Genomic DNA, 2,130 nt, shown 5'->3' with positions numbered 1-2,130 from the left:
GGGCCCGGTTGGTTTCCGGGTCCGGCTGCTCGCCGGGCCCGGAAGACGGCCGGACGCGGAAAGCAGTGAGGGCGGTGCCCGGTCCGGCACCGCCCTCACTGCCTGCTCGTCGTCCTCACCCCGTCGACACGGCCGCCTCACCCGTGCCCGAAGCGGAAGCCGACTCCGCGTACGGTCAGGATCCAGCTGCTGGACCCCAGCTTGTTGCGCAGCGTGCTGACATGGGTGTCGATCGTGCGGCTGGCCTGGGTGCCCAGCGTGGCGCTGACCGGGTCGTCCCAGATCTCCGCCATGAGCTGCTTGCGCGGCACGACGACCCCGGGATGGGACGCCAGGTGGTGCAGCAGGTCGAACTCCTTCCGGGTGACCTCGACGAGCCGCCCGTCCAGGCGTACTTCCCGGGTGGCCGCGTCGATCTCCAAGGGGCCGTGCGAGATGGCCTGTTCCTCGGGCTTCCGCGGCGGGCGTGCCCGCCGCATGACGGCGTCGATCCGGGCCATGAGCTCCCGGAAGCCGTACGGCTTGCCCAGGCAGTCGTCGGACCCGGCCTGAAGGCCCAGCACCCGGTCCAGTTCCGTACTGCGGTCGGTGAAGGCGATGATCGGTGTGTCACAGGCCCGACGGATGAGGCGGCACACCTCCAGGCCGTCGATGTCGGGCAGCTCCAGGTCGAGCAGCACCAGGTCGGCTTCGCGGTACGCCTCCAGTGCCTGGCCGCCGGTTGCCACGCCGACCGTCTCGTGTCCGTGACGGCGCAGTCCGCGGATGAGTGAGTCGGCGACATCCGACTCGTCTTCCACAACAAGTACATGCATGACTGTCCCCAGTTCGCCGGCCGACCCCTTCGGGGCGGCTCAGGTATCCGAAATCCGAGGGGGTCGCACGCGGTGGGCGCATTCCCCCGTGGCTCACCCCTAGCATAACAAACCGTCCGGGCTGTTTTTCAAGTGTCTGTCAAACCCTGCCGGGAGTGACAGCGGACCAGCCCCGCCCCCTTACCCTGGGGAACCACGACGGCGCAGGTCAGGCGCCACACCCGCAGCCACTGATCAGAAGCTACGCCATGCCGAACGCTTCACCAGACCCCATCAATGGCCGGAAATATCAGACTGGAAGGTCTGTTTTCCTTGCTCGGACGAGGTCAGAATGACTGAAGGTGACCACCACCGGACGGTGGGTGCCCGCACCCCCTGTCGAACCGAGAAGAGGACAGGTTCCGCCCCATGCAGCCACGAGCCGAGCAGACCCGCCACGCACTCATCGTCGCCGCAGCCGCACTCTTCGACGAGCACGGCGCGCGGGACACCGGACTGCTGGAGATCAGCGAGGCCGCCGGCGTCAGCAAGGGTGCTCTCTACTTCCACTTCGACTCCAAGGTGGACCTCGCCGCGGCGGTGTGGACGGAGGCCCGCGACCGGGTGCACGCCCTCGCCCGGCCGCTGCTCGCCGACCCCGCACCCGGCCTCAGCACCGCCGCGTCGTTCGTCTCCGCCGTGATCGCGGAGCTGCGCCGGGACACCGTCCTGCGGGCCGGCCTGCGCCTGGAGGCGGAAGACAGCCTCGGGGACAAGCGGCAGGCGCCCACCCTGCGCCAGGAGTGGCTGCACTTCCTGCGGCACCGACTGGACGCCGGGGAGGGCGGGGCCGACCTGGCCCGCCTGCTGGCCGCCACCACCGTCGGACTGGAGGCGCTCGGCCGGGAGGACCGGAGCTGGTGGTCGGAGGACGTGATGCGCGGACTCTGGGACCTGCTGACCCGCCTCACCGACCGGGAGCCCGCGTCCCGGGAACCGGCCCCGGGCCGAGGTGCCGACCGACCTTTCACGCCTCCGTGACGAGTGAGCGTGTGCCACGACCAGGCATTTGTTAAACCGACCGCGCGGTTTAATACCAGTCCGCCCCACTCTCCCCCTGCTCACTCCGGCTCGTCCGGACCGTCGGTCGCGAGGACCGTCGGTCAGGCGCGGAAGCGCGCGGCGTGTGCGCCGGCCCAGCGCGCGTAGTTCGTCGCCGGACGCCCGAGCAGCCGCTCGACCGTGTCGTGCACCTCCGCCTTGGCGCCCTCCTGCTGCCGACCGGCCCGCTCGGCCAGGGCGTCGGCAACCGCGTCGGCGTACCGGCCGGCCAGCG

2 protein-coding genes are annotated in these 2,130 nt (G+C 70.5%); one reads left to right on the top strand and one right to left on the bottom strand.

Annotated features, from left to right (window positions below; translation table 11 throughout):
• Window positions 1-137: 137 nt before the first annotated feature.
• A complete protein-coding gene (locus ACYVE9_RS24145; RefSeq protein WP_461030008.1) occupies window positions 138-815 on the bottom strand; it encodes a response regulator transcription factor in 678 nt (225 codons plus the stop codon).
• A 408-nt stretch (window positions 816-1,223) separates the two neighbouring features.
• Between ACYVE9_RS24145 and ACYVE9_RS24140 the strand changes: the two genes are divergently transcribed.
• Window positions 1,224-1,835, top strand: a complete 612-nt coding sequence (locus tag ACYVE9_RS24140) for a TetR family transcriptional regulator (RefSeq protein WP_461030007.1) — start codon at window positions 1,224-1,226, stop codon at window positions 1,833-1,835.
• Window positions 1,836-2,130: the final 295 nt, after the last annotated feature.

It is taken from the genome of Streptomyces sparsus (assembly GCF_054776295.1).
This window is presented reverse-complemented; position numbering and strand designations above follow the sequence as displayed.